The organism is Intrasporangium zincisolvens (assembly GCF_034724055.1).
In the GTDB taxonomy this organism is placed as follows: Bacteria; Actinomycetota; Actinomycetes; order Actinomycetales; family Dermatophilaceae; genus Monashia; species Monashia zincisolvens.
In genome coordinates this window covers 51,391-75,194 of record NZ_JAWIIL010000011.1, presented here as the reverse complement: position 1 = coordinate 75,194, position 23,804 = coordinate 51,391, and the positions used below count along the sequence as shown (strand labels likewise).

At 71.9% G+C, this 23,804-nt stretch carries 22 protein-coding genes; 8 read left to right on the top strand and 14 right to left on the bottom strand.

The window, feature by feature from the left end; translation table 11 throughout:
• Nucleotides 1–1,872: a sugar phosphate isomerase/epimerase and 4-hydroxyphenylpyruvate domain-containing protein gene (locus RY076_RS20745; protein ID WP_323101342.1), complete on the top strand. Its 1,872-nt coding sequence runs from the start codon at nt 1–3 to the stop codon at nt 1,870–1,872.
• Nucleotides 1,873–1,921: 49 nt separating this feature from the next.
• Here RY076_RS20745 and RY076_RS20740 read toward each other — a convergent pair whose 3' ends face one another.
• Complete coding sequence (locus tag RY076_RS20740; protein WP_323101340.1) at nt 1,922–3,292, bottom strand: FAD-dependent oxidoreductase; 1,371 nt, start codon at nt 3,290–3,292, stop codon at nt 1,922–1,924.
• Between the two features lie 41 nt (nt 3,293–3,333).
• Nucleotides 3,334–3,903: an NADPH-dependent FMN reductase gene (locus RY076_RS20735; RefSeq protein ID WP_323101338.1), complete on the bottom strand. Its 570-nt coding sequence runs from the start codon at nt 3,901–3,903 to the stop codon at nt 3,334–3,336.
• Nucleotides 3,904–4,226: 323 nt separating this feature from the next.
• Between RY076_RS20735 and RY076_RS20730 the strand changes: the two genes are divergently transcribed.
• The 5 genes from RY076_RS20730 to RY076_RS20710 all read left to right on the top strand — a co-directional run bounded on the left by RY076_RS20730 (nt 4,227) and on the right by RY076_RS20710 (nt 8,665).
• A complete protein-coding gene (locus tag RY076_RS20730) occupies nt 4,227–5,030 on the top strand; it encodes an alpha/beta hydrolase (RefSeq protein ID WP_323101336.1) in 804 nt (267 codons plus the stop codon).
• 196 nt (nt 5,031–5,226) lie between these two features.
• Nucleotides 5,227–6,738 (top strand): alkaline phosphatase, encoded by a 1,512-nt coding sequence (locus RY076_RS20725; RefSeq protein WP_323101334.1) that lies wholly within the window; start codon nt 5,227–5,229, stop codon nt 6,736–6,738.
• Between the two features lie 84 nt (nt 6,739–6,822).
• The gene (locus tag RY076_RS20720; protein ID WP_323101333.1) at nt 6,823–7,419 is read left to right on the top strand and encodes a hypothetical protein; all 597 of its coding nucleotides are present in this window, start codon (nt 6,823–6,825) and stop codon (nt 7,417–7,419) included.
• 193 nt (nt 7,420–7,612) lie between these two features.
• Entirely contained in the window at nt 7,613–8,083 is a 471-nt protein-coding gene (locus tag RY076_RS20715; RefSeq protein WP_323101331.1) for a hypothetical protein, read from the top strand.
• A 51-nt stretch (nt 8,084–8,134) separates the two neighbouring features.
• Entirely contained in the window at nt 8,135–8,665 is a 531-nt protein-coding gene (locus RY076_RS20710; protein WP_323101329.1) for a GNAT family N-acetyltransferase, read from the top strand.
• A gap of 4 nt (nt 8,666–8,669) precedes the next feature.
• On the opposite strand, the gene RY076_RS20705 is transcribed toward RY076_RS20710, so the two are convergent.
• The 12 genes from RY076_RS20705 to RY076_RS20650 form a co-directional block, all read right to left on the bottom strand.
• Nucleotides 8,670–8,873, bottom strand: coding sequence for a hypothetical protein (locus tag RY076_RS20705; RefSeq protein WP_323101328.1), 204 nt, complete (start codon nt 8,871–8,873; stop codon nt 8,670–8,672).
• 99 nt (nt 8,874–8,972) lie between these two features.
• Nucleotides 8,973–9,815 carry an HpcH/HpaI aldolase/citrate lyase family protein gene (locus RY076_RS20700; RefSeq protein WP_323101326.1) on the bottom strand — a complete coding sequence of 281 codons (843 nt, stop codon included), beginning with the start codon at nt 9,813–9,815 and terminating at the stop codon, nt 8,973–8,975.
• Nucleotides 9,812–11,071: a CaiB/BaiF CoA transferase family protein gene (locus RY076_RS20695; RefSeq protein WP_323101324.1), complete on the bottom strand. Its 1,260-nt coding sequence runs from the start codon at nt 11,069–11,071 to the stop codon at nt 9,812–9,814. The genes RY076_RS20700 and RY076_RS20695 overlap by 4 nt, the downstream gene beginning before the upstream one ends.
• On the bottom strand, nt 11,068–13,065 hold the full coding sequence (locus tag RY076_RS20690) for an SUMF1/EgtB/PvdO family nonheme iron enzyme (protein WP_323101323.1): 1,998 nt from the start codon (nt 13,063–13,065) through the stop codon (nt 11,068–11,070). The genes RY076_RS20695 and RY076_RS20690 overlap by 4 nt, the downstream gene beginning before the upstream one ends.
• Nucleotides 13,058–14,008 carry a ribokinase gene (locus RY076_RS20685; RefSeq protein WP_323101322.1) on the bottom strand — a complete coding sequence of 317 codons (951 nt, stop codon included), beginning with the start codon at nt 14,006–14,008 and terminating at the stop codon, nt 13,058–13,060. The genes RY076_RS20690 and RY076_RS20685 overlap by 8 nt, the downstream gene beginning before the upstream one ends.
• Nucleotides 14,005–15,348 (bottom strand): ADP-ribosylglycohydrolase family protein, encoded by a 1,344-nt coding sequence (locus RY076_RS20680; protein WP_323101321.1) that lies wholly within the window; start codon nt 15,346–15,348, stop codon nt 14,005–14,007. The genes RY076_RS20685 and RY076_RS20680 overlap by 4 nt, the downstream gene beginning before the upstream one ends.
• A complete protein-coding gene (locus RY076_RS20675) occupies nt 15,345–16,496 on the bottom strand; it encodes an ADP-ribosylglycohydrolase family protein (RefSeq protein ID WP_323101320.1) in 1,152 nt (383 codons plus the stop codon). The genes RY076_RS20680 and RY076_RS20675 overlap by 4 nt, the downstream gene beginning before the upstream one ends.
• 98 nt (nt 16,497–16,594) lie before the next feature.
• Nucleotides 16,595–17,902, bottom strand: coding sequence for an ABC transporter substrate-binding protein (locus RY076_RS20670; RefSeq protein WP_323101318.1), 1,308 nt, complete (start codon nt 17,900–17,902; stop codon nt 16,595–16,597).
• A gap of 92 nt (nt 17,903–17,994) precedes the next feature.
• Nucleotides 17,995–18,831, bottom strand: a complete 837-nt coding sequence (locus tag RY076_RS20665; RefSeq protein WP_323101316.1) for a carbohydrate ABC transporter permease — start codon at nt 18,829–18,831, stop codon at nt 17,995–17,997.
• Nucleotides 18,828–19,772 (bottom strand): carbohydrate ABC transporter permease, encoded by a 945-nt coding sequence (locus tag RY076_RS20660; protein ID WP_323101315.1) that lies wholly within the window; start codon nt 19,770–19,772, stop codon nt 18,828–18,830. Before RY076_RS20660 ends, RY076_RS20665 begins: the two co-directional genes overlap by 4 nt.
• The gene (locus tag RY076_RS20655) at nt 19,769–20,773 is read right to left on the bottom strand and encodes a LacI family DNA-binding transcriptional regulator (RefSeq protein ID WP_323101313.1); all 1,005 of its coding nucleotides are present in this window, start codon (nt 20,771–20,773) and stop codon (nt 19,769–19,771) included. The genes RY076_RS20660 and RY076_RS20655 overlap by 4 nt, the downstream gene beginning before the upstream one ends.
• 202 nt (nt 20,774–20,975) lie before the next feature.
• Nucleotides 20,976–21,872, bottom strand: coding sequence for an alpha/beta fold hydrolase (locus tag RY076_RS20650; protein WP_323101311.1), 897 nt, complete (start codon nt 21,870–21,872; stop codon nt 20,976–20,978).
• A gap of 239 nt (nt 21,873–22,111) precedes the next feature.
• On the opposite strand from RY076_RS20650, the gene RY076_RS20645 reads away from it, so the two are divergent.
• Nucleotides 22,112–22,321, top strand: coding sequence for a hypothetical protein (locus RY076_RS20645; RefSeq protein ID WP_323101310.1), 210 nt, complete (start codon nt 22,112–22,114; stop codon nt 22,319–22,321).
• Nucleotides 22,318–23,778, top strand: a complete 1,461-nt coding sequence (locus RY076_RS20640; protein WP_323101308.1) for a sulfatase family protein — start codon at nt 22,318–22,320, stop codon at nt 23,776–23,778. The genes RY076_RS20645 and RY076_RS20640 overlap by 4 nt, the downstream gene beginning before the upstream one ends.
• Nucleotides 23,779–23,804 lie beyond the last annotated feature (26 nt).

The window sequence follows — 23,804 nt, the reverse complement described above, 5'->3', positions numbered from 1 at the left end:
ATGCGCAAGGGAATCGCCACCGTCTCCATCAGCGGCAGCCTCGAGGCGAAGCTCGAGGCGATCGCCGCGGCGCGCTTCGACTCCGTCGAGCTGTTCGACGCCGACATCGTCGCGTCACCGCTGCGACCGGAGGAGATCGCCCGCCGGTGCGCCGACCTCGGCCTCGACATCGACCTGTTCCAGCCGCTGCGTGACCTCGTCGGGCTCTCCCCCGAGGTGTTCCCCGACCGACTGCGGTTCGCGCGGGCCAAGTTCGAGCTGATGGAGCGCCTCGGCGCCACGCGGGCCCTCGTCTGCTCCGCCGTGCACCCGGCCTCCGTCGGCGACGCCGAGCTGACCGCCGAGCAGCTCGGAACGGTGGGCGCCGCGGCGGCCGAGCACGGGTTCACGCTGGCCTACGAGGCGTTGGCCTGGGGCACTCACGTCAACCGCTTCGGGCAGGCGCGGCGCGTCGTCGAACAGGTCGCCCTCCCCAACGTCGGCGTCGCCGTCGACACCTTCCACATGCTCGCGCGTGGCGACGGCCCGCAGGCCCTGGCCGGCCTCCCGGGCGACCGCATCGCCTTCGTGCAGATCGCCGACGCGCACGGCCTGAGCATGGACGTGCTCGAGTGGAGCCGGCACCACCGGTGCTTCCCGGGCCAGGGCGTGCTCGACGTCGAGGGACTCGTCGGGGCCGTGGTCGAGGCGGGCTACCGGGGGCCGCTGTCGCTGGAGGTGTTCAGCGACATCGTGCGCGAGGCCAACCCGAGGGACACCGCACGAGACGCGATGCGGTCCCTGCTGCACCTCGAGGAGCAGCTGCGCCGCCGGTGGGTCCATGCCGACACCGCCCCCGAGGGGACGCCCGAGGCGCAGGTGGGTGGGCGTCCGCGCCGCCCGCCGGTGGAGCTGTTCGACCCGCCTCCCGCCCCCGAGGCGCCGCGCGTCGAGGTGGTCGAGATCTCGGTCGCGCCGGGAGACGCGGCGATCCACCGATTCTTCACGCGGCTCGGCTTCACCGCCGAGGAGTGCGCGCCGGGCACCCCCACCGACGCGCACGGGCGCACCGTCCTGCGGAACGGGGCGGCTGTCGTCGTCCTGGACGCCCGGTCCGACCTCGAGCTGCGGCGCTCCGCCGCCGTCCAGCGTCCGCACGTCGCGGCCATCGGCGTCACGGGCGACGCCCAGTCCGACCTTCCCGCGCGCGCACAGTCGCTGCACTGGCCGGTCGTCGAGGCGACGAACGGGACCCGTCTCACGCGGGCGACGCGCAGCCCGGCCGGCGTCGAGGTCCACCTCGAAGCCGCTGCCGCCGCCACGGATGCCGCCGACGGCTGGGGAGCGCTCGACCACCTCGGCATCGCGGTCGACGCCGACCGGTCGGACGCCGAGGTGTCGTTCCACCGCACCCTGCTCGGGTTGCGGCCCGGCCCGGTGAGCGAGTTCATCGACCCGGCAGGACGCCTGCGCAGCCGCGTCATGCGGCCCGAGTCCGGCTCGCTGCGCGTGGTGCTGAACATCGCGGTGCGACGGTCCGGCTCACCGACGTGGACGGGCGTCAACCAGCTGGCCTACGCCTGCACCGACCTGCTCGACCGGGCGGAACAGCTGCAGGCGGCTGGTGCGGCCCTGATGCCCGTGCCCGAGAGCTACTACGACGACCTCGCCGCCCGACTCGACCCGGACCCGGACCTCCTCGCACGGCTGCGCCGCCTCGGCGTGCTCTACGACAGGGACGACCAGGGCGGGGAGCTCTTCCACCTCTACACGCCGCTCGTGGCCGGCCACTTCTACGTCGAGCTCCTCGAGCGCCGCGGCGGCTACGAGGGATTCGGGGCCGCCAACACCCCGGTCCGGCTCGCTTCCCAGGCCGGCGCTCCCTGGCAGTGACCGACCGCGCCCGGAGGGTCCGGGTCCGGGTCCGCGATGCTGTCGGCGTTCAGGCCTCGTACGGCGCGAGCTCGGCGAGCACCTCGTTGAGGGCCTCGGTGGTGGAGGGGTGGGTCCAGATGCCGTCGAGCAGCTCGTCGGCCGTGGCGCCGGTCCGGATGGCAAGGGCGACGAGGTTGACCAGCTCCTGCGAGTCGATGCAGAAGAGCGTCGCCCCGAGCACGGTGCGGTCCGCGGCGTCGACGGTGACGGTGATGACACCCTCGGCGTCACCGACGATCTTCGGCCGCGGCATCGTCGCGATCCGCGCGACCTCCTTGGCGGCATGCAGGACCTCGTGCCCGGCGGCGCGTGCCTCCAACGGCGTCAGCCCGACCTGCGACAGCGGCGGCGTGATGAAGGTGGTGCGCGGCACCGCGACCCGGTCGGTCGTGGACCGCCGGCCGGAGCCGGTCAGCTGGTCCCAGACGACCCGGTTGTCGTCGAGGGAGATGTAGGTGAACTGGGGCCCGCCGTTGACGTCGCCCACGGCGAACACGCCGTCGACCGAGGTTCGCAGGTGCTCGTCGACGACGATGAATCCCCTGTCGTCCGTGGCGATCCCGGCCACCTCGAGGCCCAGCCCGCCGGTCACCGGTGCGCGCCCGGTGGCGAGCAGAACCGCGTCGGCCTCGATGCTGCCGTCGGCCAGCACCACCCGCAGGCCTTCCCCCGCCCGCTCGATCGCCCGCGCCCGGGCGTCGTGGCGCACCTTCACTCCACGCCGCGCGAGGACGTCGGCCACGGCGCGCGCGACGACGGGCTCGGCGTCACGCAGGAGAGCCGGTCCGGCGTTCAGCAGCGTGACGTCGGAGCCGAAGAGGCGGAACATGCTCGCGATCTCGAGCCCGACGAAGCCGGCGCCGACCACGGCGAGCCGTCCAGGAAACGGGTCGGCGTGCTGGATGGTCGTCGAGTCGTACACCTGGGGCAGGTCGGCCCCCGGGATGTCCGGACGGGCGGGCACCGTTCCGGTGCCGATGACGACGTGCTCCGCCGTGACGAGGACCTCGCCGTCTGCCGTGCGGACCGTGACCTCCTTCGGCCCGGTGAAGCGTGCGGTGCCGTCGAGCAGCGTCGCCACCCCGTCGAGCATGGCGTGGTTGGCCGCGTTGAGCGTCGCGACGAGGGCGTCCCGGTCAGCGACGGACCGGGTGAACCAGGCCTGGGGGTCATCGCTCGGACGACGGGCCTCCGCCGACACGACGAGGTCCTTGGTCGGCACACAGGCGACGTTGATGCACGTGCCGCCGTACATCGCCGGGTCCCTCTCGACGAGCACGACCGACCGCCCGGTGGACGCGTACCGCCGGGCCAGCGTCTTGCCCGCCTTGCCCCAGCCGACGACGAGCAGGTCGACGTCGAGTCGTTCGGTCGTCACGGTGTGTCCTCCGGCCGGGTCGGTACGAGGTGGGGACGGCGTCAGGGCCGTGGGAGGACGGTGAGGACCCGCTCGATGTGGTCGCGGAACTCCTGCATGAACCCGGACAGGAAGTCCGCCGTGGACTCGTCGGTCACCTCGCCGTCGTCGGTGAACAGGCCCGGCCGGAAGGTGACGTACGCCTCGGGTGCCGTCATCTGCCGGGCGTTGCAGAAGCTGAGCACGCCGCGCAGGCTCTGCTGGGCGAGCGCCGTACCGATCTGGCCGGGCGAGGCCCCGATCACCGCTGCGGGGATGTGGTCGAACGAGTTCTGGCCCCACGGGCGTGAGGCCCAGTCGATGGCGTTCTTCAGGGCCCCGGGGATCGACCGGTTGTACTCCGGCGTCACGAAGAGCACGGCCTGCGAGCGGGCGATCGCGTCCTTGAGCGCCTGGGGCTCCGCGGGGTAGTCGGCGTCGAAGTCCGGGCTGTAGAGCGGGAGGTTGCCGATCGGGATCTCGGTGAAGGTCAGGTCCTTGGGCGCGAGGCGGATCAGGGCGCGGCTCAGGACCCGGTTGACCGAGGTCGAGGACAGGCTGCCGACGAAGTAGCCGACGTCGTAGGTGGGCATGGCGCCTCCAGGTGCTGGACTGAGGTCGGTGGCAGTCGAGCCGGACTGTGCACAGGGTCGGACCCGGCTCCCTCGAGGCTCCCAGAGTTGGGAGCCCCTGCCCACCCCAGCCGGTGTCCGAGATGTCCGCCCCGTTCCGCCTTGTGCGGCCTCGTTCACCCGCCTGTGAGGCCCTCACAGGCTTCTGCGTCAGACTCACGACCTTGCCGCCTGACCGACGACAAGGAACCTGAGTGGATCGACGCCCCCGCCGTCACCGACGGCACGCTTCCTCGACCCGACCCTCCCGGTGGTCACTCCGCGACCGGCTCACCCTCGCCGGCGTGACGCTCGCGACCCTGCTCGTCGGGGCGGCACCCGCGGTGGGCCAGTCGATCAGCGACGGGGCACCGGTCGCGGTCACCGGTCCGGCAGCAACGGTGCTCAGCGCCGACGCAGCTCACGGCCGGCTCGTCGAGGCGTTCGGCGACGTGCGCCGGGCGCGCCACATCGCCGTCATCGTCCCCGGCGTCGGCTGGACGGGCCCGCTCCTGCGCGACGAACGGGACGCCGGGCGCCGGCACCCCGCCGTGCAGGCCCGCACCCTCCTGGCCGAGATGGAGCGGTCGGACCCCGGCACGCCGGCGGCCGTGGTGGTCTGGCTCGGCTACGACCCGCCCTCGGGGATCGACGCCGACGCCGCCCGCTCCGACCGGGCCGTCGACGGTGCTCCCCGGCTCGTCTCCTTCGTCGGCCACCTCTCGCGGTCGGCCACCGTCAGCCTCGTGTGCCACAGCTACGGCTCGGTGGTCTGCGCCTACGCCGCGCCCCACCTGCGGGTCGCCAACCTCGTCGTCGTCGGCTCGCCGGGGATGGACGTGTGGACGCGCTCGGCCCTGCACACCCGGGCCACCGTGTGGGCCGGCGTCGCCGCCGACGACCCGATCGGGCTCGTCCCGCACACCCGCGTCGAGGGCTTCGGCCACGCCGCCGACCCGACGTCCCCGTCGTTCGGGGCCCGGCCGCTCCCGGTCGCCGGGGCGCACGGGCACAACGGCTACCTGGCCGCGGGTACCGACTCGGTGCGCGCGATCGCGCAGATCGCGACCGGTCGGGGCTCGAGCGTGTCCGTGGTGCAGGGGCAGTAGGTCCGCCACGACGCGGGTGCGGCGCGGACGACGTCGTGGGACGTCGGTGCGGCGTCGGTGAGGCGTCGGTGAGGCGTCGGAGCAGGCGAACGTTCACCCAGCGGCCATCGCGTGCTGGCCCGGGGAGCCCCTGGCGCTCCTAGCGTGCTCGGTGCGCCCGGAGCGGGCGCAACCGAACTGCACAGTGAGGTCTCACATGCGCAAGCGCACCACTGCGGCCACGGCCGCGCTCGCGGTCCTCGCCGCGACGGCGGGCGTCGCCACCGCCACCGCCCTCCCGGCCACGGCCGGCCCCTCCGCGCCCGCCGCGGTCGCCGGCAACGACGGACGCGTGAAGAACGTCATCTACCTGCTCGGCGACGGCATGGGCCGCACCCACGTCGACGCCGCGCGACTGCGCTACTACGGCGCCGCGGGCAAGCTGAACATGGAGCAGATGCCGGTCGTCGGCCAGAACCAGACGTACTCCGTCGAGAAGAACTCGGGCCAGCCCGGCGAGGCCGACTTCAAGCCGAACTTCGTCACCGACTCCGCCTCGGCCGCCACGGCCTGGGCCTCCGGCGTCAAGACGTACAACGCGGCCCTCGGCGTCGACGCCAAGGGCACGTCGGTCCCGACCGTCATGGAGATGGCCAAGCAGGCCGGCTACGCGACGGGCAACGTGTCCACCGCCGAGATCACCGACGCCACCCCGGCCGGCCAGATGAGCCACACGCTCGCCCGCGGCTGCCAAGGCCCGAGCTACAGCGCGGCGGCGTGCCAGGACACGACGATCACCGGCCAGCCCCTGCCGACGAGCGACGTGCGCGTCACTCCGATCGCCAAGCAGATCGCGCGCAACGGCACGGCCGACGTCATCCTCGGCGGCGGCCTGTCCCGCTTCGACGCCGCGGACGAGCAGGCGCTGGGCGCGCAGGGCTACCAGGTGCTCGGCTCCGCCGCGTCGCAGACGGTCGCGACGCGCACCGACCTCGAGAAGGCTTCCGGCGCAAAGGTCTTCGGCCTCTTCAACCGCGGCAACCTCACCATCGAGAAGTTCAAGCGCGAGAACCCGAGCGCGCCGCAGGCCGCCGAGCCGTCGCTGCCCGAGATGACCTCCAAGGCCATCTCGCTGCTCGACGGGCGCAAGAACGCCGGCAACGGCTTCTACCTCCAGGTCGAGGGTGCGCTCATCGACAAGCGCTCCCACGCCAACGACGCCGCCCAGACGCTCGAGGAGACCAAGGCTTTCGACGACGCCGTCAAGGTCGCCCTCGACTTCGCCAAACGTGACGGCCACACCCTCGTCGTCGTCACGGCCGACCACGAGTGCGCCGGCTTCAACATCATCGAGAAGGGCACGTTCACCAACGCCGAGGCCGCCGCTCCCCCGACCAACGTCGACAGCGGCAACACGGCCAACAACTCGGCGACCGTCCGCGCGTCGGGCAACACCAAGGACGCGACCCGTTCCGCCGGCCCGATCAACGGCTCCGGCGCCGGCAACGTCAAGAACTTCGCCCCGGCGACGTTCCGCACCGCCGACGACCCGGCCGGCGTCCAGGACGGCTCGACCGACGCCAGCCTCTGGCTGACCTACCTGTCCGGCAACCACACCGGCGCCGACGTGCCGGTGTACGGCTACGGCCCCGGCTCGCAGAAGCTCGCCGGCACGATCGACAACACCGACCTGTTCGACATCGTCGGGTCGGCCCTGCGGCTGGGCTGACCCACGCCGCAACCTCGCCCGTGCCCGAGGCGGTCACCATCCGCCTCGGGCCCGGGCCCCCACGACTCTCCCGACAGGAGCGCCATGACCACGATCGACGCCTCGGGACCGCTTCCACGCCGCGCGCTCAGGGCCCTCGCCGCACTCGGTGCCCTCGCCGTCGTGTTCGGCATCTCCCTGGCTGCGGTACGCCTCACCAACCACGCGCCGGGCGACGCGTCGTCACCGGTGGCCGCGCCGATCTCCCGGGCCGTCGCGACACCGGTCACCGTGCTGACCGGCCTGGCCGCGCCGACGGGTGACCCCGAGCTGCCGTCGCTGTCCGGCCTCCACCCCCGCCGCGGAGACGCGGTGCGGGCTGCCGGTCCCTTCGACGACCGGCTCACGCTGACCGGCCTGCGCTTCGACGGCAAGGCCCTCCACGCGTCGGCCCGGGTCACCTCGGACGTCAGCGACGTGCTCGAGTTCGCCTCTCGGGCAGGCTTCTACGACGCTTCGGGTCGCCTGGTCGCCACGGCCACCTACACCTACCACCTCGACGAGGACCACCCCGACGCACACGCCCACGGCGCCGACGGCACCCCGGACGAGGTCAGGACCTTCAGCATCACGGTCCCCGCGGAGGCGAGGGGAACCGCTGTGTCGGCCGCCGTCGGCGTCACCGTCCTCGTCAACGAGTAGCGACACGACCCGGCGACCCGGCGACCCGGCGACCCGGCGACCCGGCGACCCCGCGACCCCGCGACCCGGCGACACGGCGGTGGACGCGCGCAGCCGACCGTCACGTGCCGGCCGCGTGCTCGACGCCGACCGTGCCGTGGATCTACTTTGGGACGTTGCTCCAGCGTTCCCTGACCCCAGGCAGGTGAGATCCATGACGCAGCCCATGAGCCTCGACGCCGCGGGCAAGCTCCGCGTGCGCGACGCGCTCATCGCGCACGCCGAGTCGGCCCTCGCGGCCCTCACGAGCCAGAGCACCGCGGAGCGTGACGCCGCCCGCCAGGACCCGGACGCCGTGCCGGAGTCCGGCGACTCGTCCCAGTCGAGCGAGGCGGGCGACCTCGAGGGTCTCTTCGAGAGGTCTGCGGCGCACTCGCGTGAGTCCCTGGACGCCATCCGCGCGCTCGACTTCGCCCCGACGACCGAGGTGCGCCCGGGCGCGGTCGTGGCCTTCGGCGGTGGCCACTACGTCGTCGGAGCGATCAGCGACGGGTTCGACTGCGACGGAGTCAGCTACGAGGGCATAGGCGCCGGCTCCCCCGTCTACGCCGCCATCGCGGGCAAGCACGTGGGCGACTCCTTCACCTTCCGCGGCGAGGACCACCGCCTCGACCAGGTCACCTGACGCGCCGGGCGTCGGCGTCGTGTTTGCGCGGCTGTGGCTAGATTCGGTCGGGTGCGCACGATCACGAGCGACCGACTCCTGCTTCGCCCCTGGCGCGCTGACGATGCCGACTTCCTCCTCGATCTCGAGTCGCGCTGGGAGGTGGTGCGCTTCCTCGGTGCGCATCCCACGACCATGAGCACCCGCACGGACGCACTCGCCTCCATCGCACGCCGGCGCGCTGTCGACGACCCGATCCACGGGATCTGGGCCATCACCGTGGCGGCTGACGACCGCCTCGTGGGCAACCTCCTGCTCAAGCCGATCCCTCTGTCGAGCGGTGAACGCTCCGACCGCCCGGTCGATGTCGAGATCGGCTGGCACCTGCATCCGGACGCCTGGGGCCACGGCTATGCCACCGAAGCGGCGGGGGCCGTCCTCGACGACGCCTTCGGCCGGGGTCTCGGGAAGGTCCTCGCGGTCACGAGTCCGGACAACCATGCGTCCCAGGCCGTCTGCCGGCGGCTCGGCATGACCCACCTGGGCTCCACGGCGAGGTACTACGACACTCCGAACGAGCTCTTCGAGAAGGTGCCCGGCTGACGGTTCAGATGCCGTCGAGGCCTCGGCTGGCGTAGTAGGCGCGCCGCGACGCCTCCTCGAGGTCGCGCCGACGCGTCGCCTCCCGGAGCAGCCGGGCCGCGGGACGCTGGCCACGCTCGCGGCCCACCGGAGAGAAGAGCTTCTGGAGCAGCTCGTCGTAGGCCTCACGGGCGGCCTGCCACTCGCAGAGCAGCACCTCGTCATCCATGCCATGAACATTCCCCGGCGAGGCCCCCCGCAGACAGGTCGAGCCCCACCGGTGTCTCGGACGCCCCGCGGGTCTCCGCGGTCGGGGCGCCAGCGCGGCCTACGACTCGGTACCGGCGCGTGCGATCACCCGTCTGGCCTGGCGCACGACGGCCTCGTCGACGAACCTGCCGTCGGCGAGGGCGATCGCGCCCCGTCCCGCGGCCGCCCCGGCCTCTGCAGCCGACACCAGCTCACGCGCGAGGTCCAGCTCCACCGCGGACGGGCTGAACACCTCCCTGATGACCGACAGCTGCGCCGGGTGGATCGCTGTCCGACCGACGAACCCCAGCGACTTGCCGACGAGGCTCGACTCGCGCAGAGCGTCGAGGTCGCGCACGTTGGTGTACACCGACATCGCGGGCGCCGCGAGCCCCGCTGCTGCCGCGGCGACGACGACGCGCGATCGGGCCCAGAGGAGTCCCGCGTCGTCGGTGACGCCCAGGTCGGCACGGAGGTCCGCCTCGCCGAGGCCGATCGATGCCACGGCTGGGTGCGCCGAGGCCAGCGCGTACGCAGCCTCCACCCCACGAGCCGACTCGATCAGCAGGTGCAGCGCCCGGTCGCCGACGGCCTCGGCGATGCGCACGACATCTCGCGGTTCCTCGCACTTGGGGATGCGGAGCCCGACGTGCGCCGGCAGCCGCCTGACCATCTCCAGGTCGCGTGTGGACCATGGCGTACCGACCGCGTTGACCCGCACCTGGCACCCCGGGGCACCGCCCGCGGAAGAGGCCCGGGACGAGAGAGCACGCTCGGCGCCCTGACGGGACACTGCCTTTCGGTCAACCGTTACGGCATCCTCGAGGTCGACGATGACGACGTCCGCCCCCGCCGCGAACGCCCTGCCGATCCGGTCCTCGCGGTCGCCCGGCACGTAGAGCAACGTGAGTGGCGCCGTCATGTCGGGTTCTCTCCTCGGGCGCGCTCGGACGGGTCCCCGGCGGCAGCCGCACCCGCTGCGACGAGAGCGTCGATCTCGGCGGCGGTGTAGCCGAGCTCGCCCAGGACCGACACGGTGTCGGCGCCGGGCGCCCGGCCGGTCCACCTCGTCGGGGCGTCGCCCTCCGACATCCGGAAGAGAGGCCCCTGCATCGCGAGCTCCCCGAGGTCCGGGTCGGGCACGCGCCGGACCGTGCCGAGCGCCTGGAGGTGCTGGTCCCTCGTGATGTCCTCGGCGGTGTAGATCGGTGCGACCGCAGCCTCGGCCTGCTCGAACGCGGCCAGCACGTCGTCGCGGGTGTGACGACCGATCCACCCGCCGACCGCGTCGTCGAGCTCATCGGCGTGCTCCGCACGGGCACGACCGGTGGCGAACCAGGGTTCGTCGACGAGGTCCGGTCGACCGACGAGTCGCACCACGCGTTCGGCGATGTTCTGCGAGCTGGTGGAGACCGCGACCCAGTGACCGTCGGCCGTGCGGTAGAGGTTCCGGGGGGCGTTGTTGCTCGACCGGTTGCCCAGTCGGGGCTGCATCGTGCCGAGCTGGTCCCATCGGGAGATCTGCGGGCCGAGCATGGCCATGATGGGCTCGACGATGGCGACGTCGATCACCTGCCCCCGACCGGTGGCCGCGCGCTGGTGCAGGGCACTCATGATCGCGAAGGCCGTTGCCAGCGAAGCGATCCCATCGGCGAGGCCGAACGGCGGGAGCAAGGGCGGGCCGTCGGGCTCACCGCTCGACGCCGCGAACCCGCTCATCGCCTCGGCAAGGGTGCCGAAGCCCGGGCGACGGCGGTACGGGCCGATCTGCCCGAAACCGGTGACCCGGGCGAGGACGAGCCCGGGGTTGTCGGCGGAGAGCACGTCGTAGCCCAGTCCCCAGCGTTCCAGGGTGTCGGGACGGAAGTTCTCGATGACGACGTCCGACGTCGCGGCGAGCCGCCGGAACGCGTCGGCCCCGCCTCCGGAGCCGAGATCCAGCTGCACCATCTGCTTGTTGCGGCCGAGCGTCTTGAACCACAGGTTGTGCCCGTCGCGTTCCGGCCCGTGGCCGCGGGCCGGATCGGGGCGCTTGGGATGTTCGACCTTGACGACCTGTGCGCCGAGGTCGCCGAGGTGCATGGCGGTCATCGGGCCCGCAAAGAGCGTCGATGCGTCGACCACCCGAAGATCCGAGAGCGAGCCCTGTGGGGCCCGCGTGGTGTCGTCCTCGGTCATGGCGTCTCCTCTGCCAGGTCCCACGCGACGCGGAAACCGATGCTCGTCGAGCGCCCCAGGCCCAGCCCGGGCACGAGGTACTTCGCCGAGAACTCCGGCCCGCGCACACCCCCGTCGAAGTACCAGTCTGATCCCTGGGAACGGTGCCGCGAGCCTCCCTTGAGGATCGCGTACCGGGTGCGGCCGTCGGTGCGCTCGCTCTCAGTCAGGTTCCACACCTCGGGCTGGAGGCGGGCCAGACCCCCTGCCTCCCCCGCGAGCTGCCACTCGTCCTCGGTCGGCAGCCGTCCGCCGGCCCAGGCGGCGTACGCGCGCGCGTCACCGAGGTCGACCTCGGTCACCGGCCGGTCATCGTCGCTCTCGGCCGCCGAGCGGCCGACCCAGGCCGGGCCATCCCCGGCCGTGACGACCGGCTCATGTCCGGTCTCCGACACGAAGACGGCGAAGTCGCGCTCGGACACCTCGGTGGTCGCCACGCCGACGTCATCAAGCAGGCTGACGACCCTGTCGAGGGTGCGCTGGTCGTGCAGCCTCGGGTGCAGCGGCTTCCACTCGTCGACGAACGGCGCGTCGTCGTAGAGGCCGGTCTCGCGGCAGCGGTAGCGGACGGTGACGACGTGCTCGCCGGCGGGGACTCGGACGGACGGCGCGCCGGCCCCCGCGCGTCCGTCGGCCCACGACGGGCCGCGCCGCGCGACGAGTCGCGACCGCCGGTGCTCGAAGCGCGCCGTCGGTACCTCCAACGAGAGCGGCGACAACCAGCTCACGTCGGCGTCCGCCGCGGTCTGCCAGACGCCGCCGATGCCATGGGCCGGGACGATGACCTCGACCTCGCCCTCACCGAGCCGACTGCCTGACCAGAGGTCGTGGGCGGTGAGTCCGTCGCGGCCCGCGACGACGAGCTTGGCGTCGGCTCCCGAGCGGTTGACCATCGGCGTGAAGACGCCGGTTGCATGCTCGTATCGCGCGGCGTACACCCCTGACGCGGCGGCCTCCTCGCCGAGATCGGGCAACGGGGTCCACGTCCCGTCGGTGAGGACGTCGACGAGGGCACGCTGTGCGGCGGCCATGCGGCGCAGGGTCCCGGCGTCGCGCTGGTTCCAGCCCACCCAGACCCCGAAGACGACCTCCCAGACCATGACGCCGATCCCGTTCAGCCACGCTGACTGCAGCTCGTCGCTGTGGTCGCGGTTCCACCGGCGCACGTGGTGCATCTGGTGGCGCTGCTCGAACCAGCGTGACCGCACGACGCCCGGCACGCGGGAGTCGGCGAACCACTGCGCCCAGGAGAGCGGGTGGTCGACGAGCCGCTCCAGGGCGAGCGTCGACTCGCCCTCCACGGCGACGCCCGGGCGTGCGGCGTCGAGCTGCTCGAGGAGCTCGGCGCCACCCTGCTTGAGCGTGTCGAGGAACACGCCATCGATGTCGAGGTCCGCGACGAGCGAGGCGAGCTCCTCCGCATCGGGGCCGGAACGCCGCGTGCCGACGTCCCAGGGGTTGTAGTCGACGAAGACCCGGACACCGGCGGCGTGCAGGTCGTCGACGAGGCGGCCCAGTCCAGGCACGGACCGGTAGTAGTCCCACTGGTTGCGGTCGTCGATGCCGATGACGGGGTAGGCATGCCACAGCACGACCCCGTCGAAACCGCCGAACCGTTCCCGCGCGTCGGCCAGCAGGCGCTCCGGGGTGAACTGGTGCGTCTCGAAGTCGTACAGCAGCTCGTCCCAGAGCCAGACCTGGGAGACGACGAAACAGCCTCTCGTCCAGCGGAGGTCATCGCGTTCGTAGAGCGTGCCGTCGTGGTTCTGCTGGTCGCGGGCCTCGTCCCGCCACCGAGCGAGCTGCTCACGCCACCGCGGCCAGTCTGCGGGATCGTCCGGCGCGGCGAGGATCTTCCCGGTGTCGAGCGAGGTGAGGTCGGCGTCGTGGTCCAGCGGGACGGGACGCGGGCGGTCGAGCGGACGGGGCACGAGCGGGTCGAGGGCGTCATCCACGGACGTTCACTCCTTCTGGACCCGGAGCCGGCACGTCGCGGCCGAACGCGGACTCGGCCCGTGCGACGGCCTCCTGACGGGCTGGCACCGAATCCTGTGCGCCGTGCTTCTCGACGGCCAACGATGCTGCGGCGGAGGCGAACTGCAGCGCGGCCCGGTCGCCGAGGCCGCGTGCGAAGGCAGCGCCCAGGGCGCCGCAGAAGGTGTCACCGGCGCCGGTGGTGTCCGCTGCACGGACGGCCACGGCCGGCACGGACACGGGCGGCCGGCCCTGTCGCACAAGCAGCGCGCCCGCCGCGCCCAGTGTCACGAGTACCGCAGGGACGCGGTCGAGCAGCGTGGCCACCGCCTCCTCCACCGTCGGGGCGCCGCTGAGGTCTCGCGCCTCGTGCTCGTTGACGACGAGCAGGTCGACCTCGTCGAGCAGCTCCGGGTCGATGGCGGCGGACGGGGCGGCGTTGAGCACCAGCAGCGCTCCCGCGCGCCGCTCCCGCGCGGCCCGTGCCACCGCGGGTTGCGGGATCTCGAGCTGTGCCAGGATCACGTCCGCCTCGCGGACCAGCCGCAGGGCAGCCTCCCCGAGGGTGACCGCGCCGTTGGCGCCCGCCGCGACGACGATGGTGTTCTCGCCGGAATCGTCGACCGTGATCAGCGCGGTCCCGGTCGGCTCGGTGTCGCTCACGTCCAGCCCCGAGCAGTCGATGGCGTCGGCCTCGAGGGCCGCACGCAGGGCGGCACCGTCGGCGTCGGCGCCGACACACCCGACCATGGCGGTCGGCACGCCTCCGGCACGCGCGGCGGCGACGGCCTGGTTGGCCCCTTTGCCCCCACCCCCGCGCCGGAGGGAGTGGGCCAGCAGCGTCTCTCCGGGCCCGGGCAGGCTCCCGACCCGGACGGAGAGGTCGAGGTTGACGCTGCCGACCACGACGACCCGGCCCGTCATCGCAGGACCCCGGCGAGCGCGACGGTCTCCCGAGCGAGCTCGTCGATGGACAGCTCCGCGGGCCCGGGCAGGCTGGTCGCCAGACGGTTGTCGAGCGGTCGGATCCACCGTTCGGGCAGGCCGTCCACCCCGAGCAGCGCTCCCACGACTCCCCCGACCGTGGCACCGACCGAGTCGGTGTCCCAGCCGGCGGTCACCGCGAGCCCGATGCTGCGTCCGAAGTCGCCGCGTCCGCGGGCGAGCGCGAAGGCGATCGTCGCGGCGTTGTTGAGCACGTGCACCCAGTGCAGCGACCCGAAGTCGGCGTGGAGGGCGTCGAGCGCCTCGCTGTCGGAGAGCGATCCACGGCCCAGCTCCACGCCTCGGAGCACTGCGCGCTCGAGGCTGCCTCCGGGCTCGAGCACGTGTGCGGCGCGAGCCAGCGCGTCGTCCACGTCGTCGCTGACGACTGCCGCGGAGGCGAGCGCGGCGGCCCACAGGGCGCCCTCGACCCCGGCGCCGGTGTGGCTGAGCCGCGCGTCGACGAAGGCTGACGCGACGGCCGAGCGCAGGTCGCCCGGGTTTGTCCAGCCGTGGACGTCGGCCCTGATGAGCGCCCCGATCCACTCGCGGAACGGGTTGCGCACCAAGGCGGCCCGTTCGGGCTCCGCACCCTCGAGGAGGTTGCGGTAGGCGACCCGCTCGGCAGTGAAGACCCGGCCACCCGGGAGGTTGTCGAGCCAGCCCTGCGCGACGTCGTCGGTGGACAAACCGTCCGCGTGCTGGCGCAGCATCCTCAGGGCGAGCACGGCGAAGTTGAGGTCGTCGTCCTCGGGCATGCCGTCGATGTTCTCGGCGAGGCTGGTGGGGGCGCTGCGCCGGTTCCACGGCCAGCGGGCCGCCACCTCGGGCGGCAAGCCCGAGGCGGTGAACCAGTCGTCGAGCGGCCACCGGCCGGTGCCGCGCAGGATCTCCTCGATGCCCAAGCGCGGGATCTTCTCGACCGGCTTGCCCAGCAGACAGCCGGCACAACGGCCGAGCCACGCCCCGTGGACGCGCCGGGTCAGCTCGTGGACGGCAGGCACCGTGGGATCCTGCAGCCCCGAGAGCCGCTCCAGGACCGGCTCGAGCTCGGCGGGTCGCGCCGGGGCCAGGTCGTCGACGTCGTCGAGCAACCGAGCCGCGAGCGCGCGCTGCTCGGGCGTGGCCGGCACCTCGGCCGCCCCGCTGACGGGCACGTCGCGCGAGCCACCCGCGTGGACCCACTCCCGCTCGAGCGCCGACACGTCGGCACCCTCCGCACGGGCCTGGACGAACGCGTGGAGCAGGAGGTCCTCGGGCTGGACCCAGGTCAGCCTCATGCCGTGCCCAGCAGGGTGTCGATCTGGGCCGCACGCGCGAGGTGGCGGGCCCGGTCTCCCTCCAGCACGCGGTACGCGATGCCGGCGAGCTGGTCCGCGGACGCGGTGACGTCCATCCTGCTGTTGGTCTCGATCGTCGTCAGCCACTCGGACGGCACCACGTCGGCGCCACCCAGGCCACCGCACACGGCGCCGGCCATGGTGGCGATGGAGTCGGAGTCGCGGCCGTAGTTCACGGCACCGAGCACTGCGCCGGTGAAGTCGCCGTCGTGCGCCACGACGAAGCCGAGCGCGACCGGGAGCTCCTCGATCGCCTTGGTGCGCGAGGGGCGTCGGGCGTCGAGCGCGGGTTGACGGTAGTCCGGCCCGACCGTGTCGTAGGGCTCGACGGCGGCACGCAGGGCCGCGCCGAGCTCGGTCCGGGGCGCACCGGCCGACGAGGTGGCCGCCTTGACGACCGCCTCGATCGCGGCGCGCGTGCCGTCGTGGGCGACGTCCAGGCAGGCGTCGACGACGCCGGTCACGTCGGCTCCCGGCGCGAGGGAGGCCGCCACCGCGGCGGCGAAGACGCCGGCCGCCTCACGGCCGTAGCTGGACTGGTGGGGTGCGGCGAGGTCGATGGCCTCGGCGTACGCCGCAGCCGGGTCGGCCGCGTTGACGACGCCGACGGGAGCCATGTACATGGCCGCACCACAATTGACGATGTTGCCGGTGCCGGCCTCGCGCGGGTCGACGTGCCCGTAGTGCAGCCGCGCCACGAGCCACTTCTCGGCCAGGAAGATGCGCTGCAGCAGGATCGCCTCGCGCTCGAGCTCGGGGATCCACGTGGGAGAGCCCATGAGGCGCGGAACGAACTCCTCCGCGATGGCGTACGCATCGAGGTGCGTGGGGCGCGCGGCATAGGTCTCGATGAGCGCGCGGGTCATGAGGGTGTCGTCGGTGATGTGCCCGTCACCCTTGTGGTAGGGGGCGATCGGCCGGGCGGTGGCCCACTCGTCGGCGGCCCACGGTGGCACGATGCCGCTGACCCATCCCCCGTGCCTCGCCTGGATCTGCTCGGGCGTGTAGCCCTCCGTCGCGCCGCCGAGGGCGTCCCCGACAGCCGCGCCGGTGATGACGCCCTGGATGCGCCGCCTCAAGTTGTTCACGTCAGGTCCTTCATGTCGTTTCGTCCGAATCGCGGTGTCGTACGGACCGGGACGGGTGGGGCAGCCTGCTGCTGCAGCGCAGCCCCACCCGTCGCGGGTCAGCGGTTGACCTGGGCGAAGCCGTCGGACAGGGCCTTCTGGAGGCCGGCGTCGTCGAGCTGGTTCGCGAGGTACTTCTGGTAGTTCGGCGTCGCGACGGTGTCCTTCCACTGCGTGTACGCGTCGACCGTGAGGAACGGCGCGCCCGTGAGGCCCTGCGCCGACTTCATCGTCATGTCCCAGCCGTCCTTGCCACCGGTCTGCTGCAGGATCAGGTCCTGGGCCTTCTTCGACGCCGGGATCAGGGCGTCGGCCTGGTTCAGCTTGGCCATGTTCTCGGCGTCGGCGAAGTAGGTGACGAACTCGGCGGCCTTGTCGGCGTTCGGCGAGTCGGCGTTGACCGAGAGGGTCTGCGGGTTGGCCGCCTGGGCCGTGCCCGCCGCGCCGGCGAGCGGCGGCAGCTCGACCCAGTCGAACCCGGCCGGGGCGTCCTTCTTGATGTTGGCGGCCTGGAACGAGCCCTGCACCGTCATCGCGGCCTTGCCCGCGTAGAACGACGAGAGCGCCTGCGAACCGGACTGGGTCAGCGAGACCGGGTCGATGCTCTTGTCGGTGTAGGCCATGTCCTTGACGAGCTTCGGGACCGTCATCTCACCTGCGGCGACGTTGATCTTGGCCTCCTTGCCGGTGCCGGTGAAGTAGGTGCCGTTCGAGCCGAGGCCGAGGCTCATGAACGTGGCCGTGGGGCTCTTCAGTCCCCACGCGACACCGAAGTTGCCACCCTTCGTCGTGGCCTTGGCGATCTGGCGGAACTGGTCGAGCGTCATCGAGTCACCGGTGGGGACGGCCACGCCTGCGGCGTCGAGAAGCTTCTTGTTGGCGAACACGACGTAGGTCTGCAGCTCGGTCGGCATGCCGACGATCTTGTTGTCGACGGTGACCGACTTCCACACGCCGTCGGACACGTCGCTCTTGAGGTCGGCCGGCACCTTCGAGGTGAGGTCGGCGAGGTAGCCGTCACGGGCGAAGGTGACGATGCTCGCGGCCTCGTAGTGGATGATGTCGGGCGCGGCGTTGCCGTTGAACTGGGTCACGAGCTTGTCGTAGACGCCGTCCCAGCCGGCCTGGATGATCTCGACCTTGGCCTCGGGGTGCTTCGTGTTCCAGGAGTCGACGATGCCCTTGACGGCGTCGACAGCCTGCGGCTGGTCCTGGAGCGACTGGAACTTGAGGGTGACCGCCCCCCCGGCTCCGGTGCCGCCGGAGTCGGCGCCCGTGTTGGTGGCCGACCCCTGCGAGCAGGCGGTGAGGAGGGCGGTGGCGGTGGCGATCGCGATGCCGGCGAAGGCCAGACGTCGGGTTCCCATGGTTGCTCCTTTGCGAGATGGGAGTGGTGCCGGATGTTTCCGGTTGTCCGGGTGTTTCGGGTGGTGGATGGTGGTGCGTGGGTGGCAGGTGATCAGCCCTTGACCGAGCCCGCGAGCAGGCCCCCGGTCAGGCGGCGCTGGAGGATCGAGAAGACGATCAGGCTGGGGATCGTGGCGAGGACGGCGCCGGCGGCCAACGGCCCGAGGGCCACCTTCCCCTCGCCGCCGACGAACATCTTGAGAGCCACCGGGAGGGTGTAGTTCTCCGGCGACTGGATGAGCACCAGGGCGAAGAAGAACTCGTTCCAGGCTGCGACGAAGGCGAACATCGCGGTGGCGACGATGCCGGGCATGAGCAGCGGGAACACGATCCGACGCAGCGTCTGGAACCGTGAGGCTCCGTCGATGGCCGCTGCCTCCTCGAGCTCGGCGGGAACCGCGGCCACGAAGCCCTGGAGCATCCAGAGCGCGAACGGCATGGTGAACGTCGTGTAGACGAACACGAGTCCGACCAGGGTGTCGACGAGGTGGACGTTCCGCAGGATGACGAACAACGGGATGATGATGAGGATCACCGGGAAGACCTGGCTGACCAGGATCCACCCGACGCCGACGGCACGCAGCCTGCCCCTGAAGCGGGCCAGGGCGTAGGACGCCGGCAGCGACAGCACGACGACGAGCACCATCGACAGCAGGGCCACGACGAGGCTGTTGAGCGCCGAGCGCAGGATCCCCTGCTTCTGCAGGGCCACCGCGAAGTTGTCCCAGTGGAACTGCTTCGGGATCAGGCTCATGTCGAGCGCGGCCAGCTCCTGGGACGACTTGACCGAGGCCGACACGAGCCAGAGCAGCGGGAAGCCGAGGAACAGGATGAAGCAGGCGAGGCCCGCGTACTGGAGCGCGCGGACGGTCCTGGACGTGCGGTTCATGACCGCTCCTTCCTGAACTGCGACCGCAGGAGCCCGGCGAGGATCAGGATCACGACGATGACGAGGACGACGCCCATCGCCGCGGCGTACCCGAGGTTGCGGTTCTTGAAGGCCTCGAGATACGTGAAGAGCATCGGCAGCATCGTCTGGCCACCCGGACCGCCCTCGGTCATGACGTACACGAGGCCGAACGAGTTGAAGTTCCAGATGAAGTTGAGGCAGGTGATGGACAGGATGATCGGGCGCAGGCTCGGCAGCACGACGTTGCGGAAGCGCTGCCACGCCGATGCCCCGTCGACGGCAGCGGCCTCGACCAGCTCGGTGGGGATCTGCTGCAGGCCGGCGAGCAGCGTCACCGTGGTCTGGGGCATCCCGACCCACACGCCGACGACGATGACGGCCGGAAGGGCGGTGTCGAAGTTGCCCAGCCAGTTCGTGTCGTCGGGGAGGCCGAACGCGCCCAGGACCGAGTTGATCGGGCCGTTCGGCGCGTAGAGCATCGTCCACATGATGGCCACGACCACCGGTGGCATGGCCCATGGGATGAGGGCCAACAGCCTTGTCAGAGAACGGAACCGCAGGTTCGAGTTGAGGAGCAGCGCGAGGCCGAGCGAGGCCACGAGCTGGATCACGGTCACCGAGACCGCCCAGATCATGCCGATGCGGAACGAGGACCAGAAGAACGAGTCCCCTGCCAGGCGGCCGAAGTTCTCCAACCCGACGAAGTCGGCGGTGTCGTTGCGGCGCAGGGTCGCGTCGGTGAAGGCGTACCAGACTCCCTGCAACAGGGGCAGGACGCTGAAGATGACGATCGGGATGAGCGAGGGAACGACGAGTGCGATCGCCTCTCGTCGCTGCTGGCTCGAGCGGTCCTGCCGCCGCCGGGGCGGCGCGCCCAACGGGTTCGCGGGCGTCGTGCCCACGGTTGAGGTGATGGTCATGCGCGACCTTTCGTGGCGTGTGGCAGCGTCGACTGGCGAACCACCAGCTGGGGGGCGACGGACCGCGTCTCGGCCGGGGCGTTGGGAGACTCGAGACGGCGCATCAGCAGCTCGGCGGCGAGCCGGCCACGCTGGTGCGCGCCGAGCGAGACGCTCGTGAGGGCCGGCCGGAAGATCGACGCCATCCCGATGTCGTCGACACCGACGATGCCGAGCGACTCGGGGATGCTCCGACCGTCGTCGAGCGCAGCGCGTGCGACACCGAGGGCGATGAGGTCGTTGGCCGCGATGATCGCGTCCACCGTGCGGAGCCGGGGGTCGGAGGCGATCGCCCTCCAGGCGCTCTCGCCCGCCTCGACGGTGAAGTCGTCGGCTTCGGCGAGCAGTGTGTCCCGGGCGTGAGCGGTCGCGGCGGCTTCGAAGCCGGACAGACGCGAGCGACCGGGCGTCGTGTCACGAGGGCCGTTGACGAAGAGGATCTGCCGGCGGCCGCTCGCCACCAGGTGGTCGAACGCCAGGGTGACACCGAGGGCCGAGTCGGTGCGCACGCGGTCCAGCCGGACGTCGTCGCCGACGTCACCGATGACGACGACCGGGACCGGGGCCGAGGCGAGGGCCTCGGTGAGCTCCGGAGTCGAACGCAGGGGGCTGATGATCAGTCCGTCGGCGATGCCTCGCGACAGGCCCTGGACGAGCTCCACGAGGTCCTCGGGGTGGCGACCGGTCGACGAGACGAGCAGCCGGGAGCCGGAGCCGACGAGTCCCGACTCGACGCCGTGCATCATCAGCGCGTACACGGGGTTGGCGATGTCGTCGACGGCGAACGCGATCTGGAGCGACCGCCCGAGCTTGAGCGCCTTGGCGGCTGCGTCGGGGATGTAGCCGAGCTCTTCGGCGGCGCGGCGAACGCGCTCCTCCGTCTCGGGGCGGGCCGGGATGCCGTTGAGCACTCGCGACACGGACGCGACCGAGACGCCTGCCCGCTGAGCGACCTCGGTCACGGTGGCCCGTCGAAGCATCATCGCCTCCAGATCTCAGACTGTAATCGTTTACAGCACCGCTACTGTAAACGTCTTCAGTGCACACCTGTCAAGCCCCGGGGTGACAGGGAGACGGAAGTTCACCGTCACGATCCGCGGCGCCGGCCGGGCACGACGCAGCAAGCGCCAGTCCTGCGGCTGGAGGAGCGGTGGTCCGGATGGGCTACCGGACCCGGTGCTCGACGAGGTCGTCGAGGACCTCGTCCAGACGGGCCACCAGCGACACGTGGCCCACCCCGGCGAGCAGGTGCGGCCGGGCCCCGGGCACGTGGTCGGCCAGCCACTCGCCGTGGCTCGCGGGCACCATGAGGTCCTCACCGCCCTGCCACACCGCCACCGGCACCGTGATGGGGTCGAGGTCGAATCCCCACGGCGCGCAGAAGGCGAGGTCATCCTCCACCCAGCCGTCGACGCCGAGCCTGACCGCCTCCCGGGCCATCCCCGCGACGTAGTCGGCGAGGGGTCCCTCGAGGGCCGTGACGTCGGGCTCGCTGAGCAGGCCGCCCATCTCCTCGACGATCTGCTCGCCGGTCACGCTCCGGAGGGGCTGCGCCATCTCCTCGATCGCCGGGACAAGCACCTCGCGCCCCCGGGACGCCAGGGTGAACTCCTCGACGTTGTCCGCACCCATCCCGGCGACGAAGTCGAGGTCCGGCTCGGTCGACGGGGCGGCGCCGGCGATGGTCGCCGCCCCGAGGCACCGTTCGGGGAGCAGCGCGGCGCAGGCGAGCGCGTGGGGTCCGCCACCGGACCAGCCGATCGTCACGAACTCGTCGATCCCGAGCGCGTCGAGGACCGTTGCGCTGTCCGCTGCCGCGTCGGCGACGGTTCGTCCGGGGTGCGGGGTGCTCGAGCCGTAGCCCGGTCGGCCGTAGGTCACCCAGCGCAGCCCGGACCGCCGCGCCGCCTCGATTCCGACGGGCCAGGGCACGGCGCCCCCGGGGGTGCCGGAGTGGTAGAGGAGCGCCAGCCCGTCGCCGCCCGAGTCGAGCACGTCGAGGGACCGCCCGTCGGGCGTGGTGACCGTGCGCGCCGTGGCGCCGTCAGGGGTGTGGACCATCCACCCACGCTAGAGCGTGATGCCCCGCGCCCACGGACTTCAGGGACGACGGCCGAGGCCGAGCGGTCGGGTGAAGACCTGCTCGCGTTCGGTCGCCTCCGTCAGGTCGTGCGGCCGCGCCACGAGCAGGGCCTTCACGTCGATCATTCCGAGACCTCACGGCCGTCACCCACCACGGCCGCACCGGCAGCCGTCCCAGGCCAAGTGCCGCAACTGGACGCGAGACACGAGCCGCGGGGGTGCGACAGCTGCTCACCGTCGACGAGCACCAGGAGATGGCGCAGGTACGCTCGACGATGATGCGCCGTCCGTATGGCGTGCTGCGCGAGCGGGACGACAAGGTCAACCACTGGATGACGTCGACGTCCGACGCCGGGGACGTCGTGTACGACCCGACCCTGAGTGGCCTCGACGAGGCGACCTACCAGGAGCAGGAGGCCACCTCGTGACATCCCCCGGCCGGGCGGCACAGCGGCCGAACATCGTCTTCGTCCTCACCGACGACCACGCCGCGCACGCCATCGGCGCCTACGGCTCGGTCGTCAACCAGACCCCGCGCATCGACGAGATCGGTGCGCGGGGTGCGCGTTTCGACAGCTGCTTCGTCACGAACTCGCTGTGCGCGCCCAGTCGGGCCTCGATCCTCACCGGCACCTACAGCCACGTCAACGGCGTCCGGACGCTCCTCACCCCGATCGACGCGTCGCAGCCGACGTTCGTCAGCCAGCTGCGCGGTGCCGGGTACCGCACGGCCATCGTCGGCAAGTGGCACATGGGCGACGGTGACGGGCACGATCCCCAAGGGTTCGACCACTGGGAGGTGCTCATCGACCAGGGCGAGTACTTCGACCCGCGGCTGCTGTCGGCGGACGGGCTGCGCACCGAGCAGGGCTACGCCACCGACCGGATCACCGACCTCGCCCTCGAGTGGCTCGAGTCACTCGAGGGCGACGACCCGTGGTGCGTCCTCATCTGGCACAAGGCTCCCCATCGGTCGTGGGAGCCCGACGAGCGGCACCGCGGCATGTACAGCGACCCGATCCCGGTGCCGGCGACGTTCACGGACGACCTGTCGACGCGTTCCGACTCGGCGCGCCGAGCGGCCATGCGCGTGGCCGAGCACCTCACCGCCGAGGACCTCAAGCAGCCGGTCCCCGAGGGCCTCAACCCGGAGGCGGAGGCACTGTGGAAGTACCAGCGCTACATGGAGGACTACCTCGCCTGCGTGGCATCGGTGGACGACAACGTGGGACGCGTCGTCGACTGGCTGGACGAGCGGGGCGAGTTCGAGCACACCCTGTTCGTCTACAGCTCGGACCAGGGATTCTTCCTCGGCGACCACGGCTGGTTCGACAAGCGGTTCATGTACGAGGAGTCCCTCCGGATGCCGCTGCTCGTCAGCTACCCCCGGCTGGTCCCACCCGGGCAGGTGCTCGAGGGCCTCGTGACCAACGTCGACTTCGCCCGGACGCTCCTCGACGCGGCGGGCGTGCCGGCGCACGAGCGGATGCAGGGGCGCAGCTTCTGGGGTGACCTCACCGGGAACGAGCCCAGTCCCCCTGCCGACGGCCTGTACTACCGGTACTGGGAGCACGACGACGTGAGCCACCACGCGCCGGCGCACTACGGCTTCCGCACGGACCACCACAAGCTCATCTACTTCTACAACGACGGTCTCGGCATCCCCGGCAGCTCGGACCGGACCTACCCTCCGGAGTGGGAGCTCTACGACCTGTCGGCCGACCCCGAGGAGCTGAACAACGTCGCGGACGACCCCATCTACCGCGACGTCCGTCGCGACCTAGAGGCGCGGATGTGGCTGGCGCAGAAGGCCGTCGGCGATGAGCCGCACCCGAGCCAGCCGGTCCCTGTTCTCGTCGCCGAGGTTGCGACGGAGCGGACTTGAGTGAAGGGCGCGCGTCCTGTGCGCCC

What these genes read in the sequence shown, in the direction of transcription:
- RY076_RS20685 (WP_323101322.1), bottom strand. Translation starts at nt 14,008, where the DNA reads ATGACGGGCCGGGTCGTCGTGGTCGGCAGCGTCAACCTCGACCTCTCC.
- RY076_RS20650 (WP_323101311.1), bottom strand. Translation starts at nt 21,872, where the DNA reads ATGGTCCACACCCCTGACGGCGCCACGGCGCGCACGGTCACCACGCCC.
- RY076_RS20715 (WP_323101331.1), top strand. Translation starts at nt 7,613, where the DNA reads ATGACGCAGCCCATGAGCCTCGACGCCGCGGGCAAGCTCCGCGTGCGC.
- RY076_RS20735 (WP_323101338.1), bottom strand. Translation starts at nt 3,903, where the DNA reads ATGCCCACCTACGACGTCGGCTACTTCGTCGGCAGCCTGTCCTCGACC.
- RY076_RS20660 (WP_323101315.1), bottom strand. Translation starts at nt 19,772, where the DNA reads ATGACCATCACCTCAACCGTGGGCACGACGCCCGCGAACCCGTTGGGC.
- RY076_RS20700 (WP_323101326.1), bottom strand. Translation starts at nt 9,815, where the DNA reads ATGACGGCGCCACTCACGTTGCTCTACGTGCCGGGCGACCGCGAGGAC.
- RY076_RS20670 (WP_323101318.1), bottom strand. Translation starts at nt 17,902, where the DNA reads ATGGGAACCCGACGTCTGGCCTTCGCCGGCATCGCGATCGCCACCGCC.
- RY076_RS20695 (WP_323101324.1), bottom strand. Translation starts at nt 11,071, where the DNA reads ATGACCGAGGACGACACCACGCGGGCCCCACAGGGCTCGCTCTCGGAT.
- RY076_RS20680 (WP_323101321.1), bottom strand. Translation starts at nt 15,348, where the DNA reads ATGAGGCTGACCTGGGTCCAGCCCGAGGACCTCCTGCTCCACGCGTTC.
- RY076_RS20720 (WP_323101333.1), top strand. Translation starts at nt 6,823, where the DNA reads ATGACCACGATCGACGCCTCGGGACCGCTTCCACGCCGCGCGCTCAGG.
- RY076_RS20725 (WP_323101334.1), top strand. Translation starts at nt 5,227, where the DNA reads ATGCGCAAGCGCACCACTGCGGCCACGGCCGCGCTCGCGGTCCTCGCC.
- RY076_RS20705 (WP_323101328.1), bottom strand. Translation starts at nt 8,873, where the DNA reads ATGGATGACGAGGTGCTGCTCTGCGAGTGGCAGGCCGCCCGTGAGGCC.
- RY076_RS20665 (WP_323101316.1), bottom strand. Translation starts at nt 18,831, where the DNA reads ATGAACCGCACGTCCAGGACCGTCCGCGCGCTCCAGTACGCGGGCCTC.
- RY076_RS20745 (WP_323101342.1), top strand. Translation starts at nt 1, where the DNA reads ATGCGCAAGGGAATCGCCACCGTCTCCATCAGCGGCAGCCTCGAGGCG.